The sequence below is a fragment of the Candidatus Pelagibacter communis genome, from assembly GCF_001180185.1.
GTDB lineage: Bacteria > Pseudomonadota > Alphaproteobacteria > Pelagibacterales > Pelagibacteraceae > Pelagibacter > Pelagibacter ubique_F.
On the sequence record NZ_CVSS01000053.1, the window covers coordinates 1 to 3,564 of the forward strand.

The following is a 3,564-nucleotide window of genomic DNA, read 5'->3' on the forward strand; positions in this document are numbered from 1 at the left end:
TCTTGAATTACCTTTCTTTTTTATATCGTGCAAAGCAGCAGCAGTGGTTATGAACGCATCCATCAAACCTTCAGGTATCTCAGATCCATCATTTAAAATTATTGAGGGATTAGTCATTAGGTGTCCCACGTTTCTAATTAAAAGTAAACTACGACCATGTAATTTTAAACCCTTGCCATCTTTGGAAATATAACTTCTATTAGGGTTCAATTTTCTTTCAAAAGTTTTTCCCTCTTTTTCGAATTGACTTACAAGGCTTCCTTTCATTAGACCCAACCAATTTTTATAACAAAGCACCTTGTCATTTGCATCTACTGCTGCAACGCTATCTTCATTATCACAAATTGTGGAGACAGCGGATTCTAATATTATATCACTTATACCAGCATGATCTTGTTGTGCACTAAAAGCTCTGGGATTTTTTAAAATTTCTATGTGAAGATTGTTATTTTTTAAAATAATAGCTGAAGGATTATCAACTTCTCCACGGTGACCTACAAATTTATTTTTATCTTTTAAATTTGTAACATCAACCCCTTTTAATATTTTTAACTCTCCGTTTTGAATAGCCATTCCTGTAATTTTTTTCCAACTAAAGTTATTTAATGTGAAGTATTTGTCTAAAAATTCTCTTCCATATTTTATAACAAATTCTCCTCTCTCTGGATCATATCTCTGTGATGTGCTATCCTCAGATTGTTCTATTGCATCAGTCCCATACAAACTGTCATAGAGACTCATCCATCTAGCATTTGCAGCATTTAAAGCGTATCTTGCGTTCATGATTGGAACTACAAGTTGCGGGCCTGCAATTTTTGCAATCTCATCATCTATATTATTTGTTTCAATTTTAAAATCAGGCCCTACCTCTTTTAAATAACCAATTTTTGATAAAAATTTTTTATATTCATCATGATTAAGTTCATTACTTTTATTTTTGATATGCCATTCATCAATCTTTTTTTGAAATTCATCTCTAATTTTTAATAACTCTTTATTTTTTGGAGCTAGTTCATGAACAACTTTGTCAAAACCTTTCCAAAAATCCTTAGGTAAAATTTCAGTATCTTTCAAAAGTTCATTATTGACGAAATCTAAGAGTTCATTAGATACTTTTAAATTATTTACTTTGGTATATTTGTCTTGCATATCACTTCTAATTGCCCCATCTGTATTTTGGCCTGAGAGTTTTTGCTCCTTCGGCGGAAATATTTTCCTTTCCAGAGTGTTATGCTTCGTCGGTCCATTATACCTGAGAGTTTCCGGGGTGGTTGCTCCTTCGGTGCTAAATTAATAGTCTCTCCCGACAAAATCAAACTTACTATTATATATTTTGATGTCAATTGATTATTATAACATTAACATTTTATTGCCTTTTTTGACACATAAGTATTAATTAAACTCTAATGAAAAATTATTTAAATTTTGAAAATGAAATTAAAGATCTAGAGGATGAGCTTGAGAAATTAAAAGATCCTTATAATCAAGATGGAATATCGGAAGTTGATACAAATAAAATTTCAAAAACTCAAGATGAATTAGATAAAAAGTTAAAAGAAATTTATTCATCTTTGAATCCTTGGCAAACCACAATGGTTGCCAGACATGAGGATAGACCAAAATCAAAATTCTTTATAGATAATTTATTTGAAGATTTCATATCTTTAGCAGGAGACAGATATTACGGTGAAGATAAATCAGTTATTACTGGATTTGCAAAATTTGATGGTCAATCAGTTTTAGTTATTGGTCAAGAGAAAGGAGAAAATTTAGAATCTAGAATTGAAAGAAATTTTGGGATGATGAGGCCAGAGGGATATAGAAAAACCATCAGACTGATGGAGTTAGCAGATAAATTTAATATTCCAATAATATCATTTATAGATACACCGGGGGCATACCCAGGAGTCGGGGCTGAGGAAAGAGGACAAGCAGAGGCAATTGCAAAATCAATTGAATGTTGTATGAAATTAAAGGTTCCTACAATAGCCATAGTAATTGGAGAGGGCGGTTCGGGTGGTGCTATAGCATTGGCGTCTGCAAACAAAGTTATCATGTTGGAAAATGCTATATATTCTGTCATATCACCGGAAGGATGTGCAACCATATTATGGAGAGATCCAAAGAAAATGCTCGATGCGGCTAAAGCAATGAAATTATCTGCAAAAGATCTTTTGGAGCTTAAAGTGATAGATGAAATTATTCAAGAGCCTTTAGGAGGAGCTCATAGAGATAGAATTTTAATATTAAAAAGTGTTAAAGAGACCATTTCTAAAAATTTAAACTTTTTTCAGCAAATGTCATCGCAAGAAATCTTGGAACAAAGAAAAAACAAATTTCTTAAAATTGGAAGAGAGAAGGGTTTTATTAGTAATCTCGAAAGTTTGAGTTCTTTAGAAAATAAAAAAAACAACTTGGAGCATTTTTTTTATCAAAATAAAAAGAATTTTATGTATGTTATTGGTTTTTTAATGTTATTAACTCTTTTAATAGTTTTTATCTTATAAGGCTCCACAACAATTTTTAAATTTTTTACCTGAAGCTTCACATCTGTCATTTCTTGAAATTTTTTGATTTTTTTTCAAAATTAAAAGACATTTAGGGTTGTTTAAAATATTGGTTTCTTTTTTTAAATTTTCGTTTGCTGGAGGCTGTTCAACAACTTTCAAATTCATTAAAATTGTTACATAATCTAACTTTAATTTATCAAGAAGATTTGAAAATAGTTCAAAAGCCTCTTTTTTATATTCAATTAAGGGGTCTCTTTGACCATAAGATCTAAGACCAACAACTTGTCTTAATTGTTCTAAATATTGAATATGTGATTTCCAATTCATATCAATCGATTGAAGTAAAATTCTTTTTTCAATTTCTTTTGATTGACTTTCACCTAAAAATTTTATTCTTTCATTTCTCATTCCAATAAATTTACTTAATATTTGTTTTTTAAAATCAATATCATTTAGTGCGCATAGCTTTTCAAGCTGGTTATCTTCTAGACTCTTACCCATTAAAGTCTTAAGTCTAGTATTAAATTCTTTACTCTTTGGATTTGATACTTTTTGAGACTTAAATCTTATTAAATCATCAATTATTTCATTTAAAAAATCTTCTGAATATTGAAAAATCTCTTCACTACTTATTGCATCATTTCTTTGAGAAAAAATTACGTGTCTTTGATCATTAAGAACGTTATCAAATTTAATTAAAGTTTTTCTTATGTCAAAGTTTCTGGCTTCAACTTTTTGTTGTGCTCTTTCTAAAGCTTTATTAATCCATGGATGATCTATACTTTCGCCATCCTTTAACCCTAATTTTTCAAGAATATTGTTCATCGACTCTGACCCAAATATTCTCATGAGATCGTCTTCAAGGCTAACAAAAAATATTGAGCTTCCTTCGTCACCTTGTCTTCCCGATCTTCCTCTTGCTTGATTATCTACCCTTCTAGACTCCATTCTTTCTGTACCAATTACAAATAATCCACCCAAGTTTTTAATTTTTGCTTTAGGAATAAAAAGAGGAGTAAGAGTCAAACAAGGGCAAACAATAGGATATGTTGGT

1 protein-coding gene, 2 pseudogenes and 2 riboswitches are annotated in these 3,564 nt (G+C 30.3%); of the genes and pseudogenes, 1 reads left to right on the forward strand and 2 read right to left on the reverse strand.

Annotated elements, in window-relative coordinates; all coding sequences use genetic code 11:
• Window positions 1-1,149: pseudogene (locus AMN95_RS05175) on the reverse strand (malate synthase G); the annotation flags it as partial.
• 19 nt (window positions 1,150-1,168) lie between these two features.
• Window positions 1,169-1,225, reverse strand: a riboswitch (glycine riboswitch).
• 4 nt (window positions 1,226-1,229) lie between these two features.
• Window positions 1,230-1,316: riboswitch (glycine riboswitch) on the reverse strand.
• A gap of 90 nt (window positions 1,317-1,406) precedes the next feature.
• Between AMN95_RS05175 and AMN95_RS05180 the strand changes: the two are divergent.
• A complete protein-coding gene (locus tag AMN95_RS05180; protein ID WP_075522901.1) occupies window positions 1,407-2,507 on the forward strand; it encodes an acetyl-CoA carboxylase carboxyltransferase subunit alpha in 1,101 nt (366 codons plus the stop codon).
• Here the strand turns inward: AMN95_RS05180 and AMN95_RS05185 are convergent.
• A pseudogene (locus AMN95_RS05185) lies at window positions 2,502-3,564 on the reverse strand (preprotein translocase subunit SecA); the annotation flags it as partial. The gene AMN95_RS05180 and the pseudogene AMN95_RS05185 overlap by 6 nt on opposite strands.

Bases quoted from the DNA above. Each gene is read 5' to 3' on its own strand.
- AMN95_RS05180 (WP_075522901.1), top strand. From the start codon at position 1,407: ATGAAAAATTATTTAAATTTTGAAAATGAAATTAAAGATCTAGAGGAT.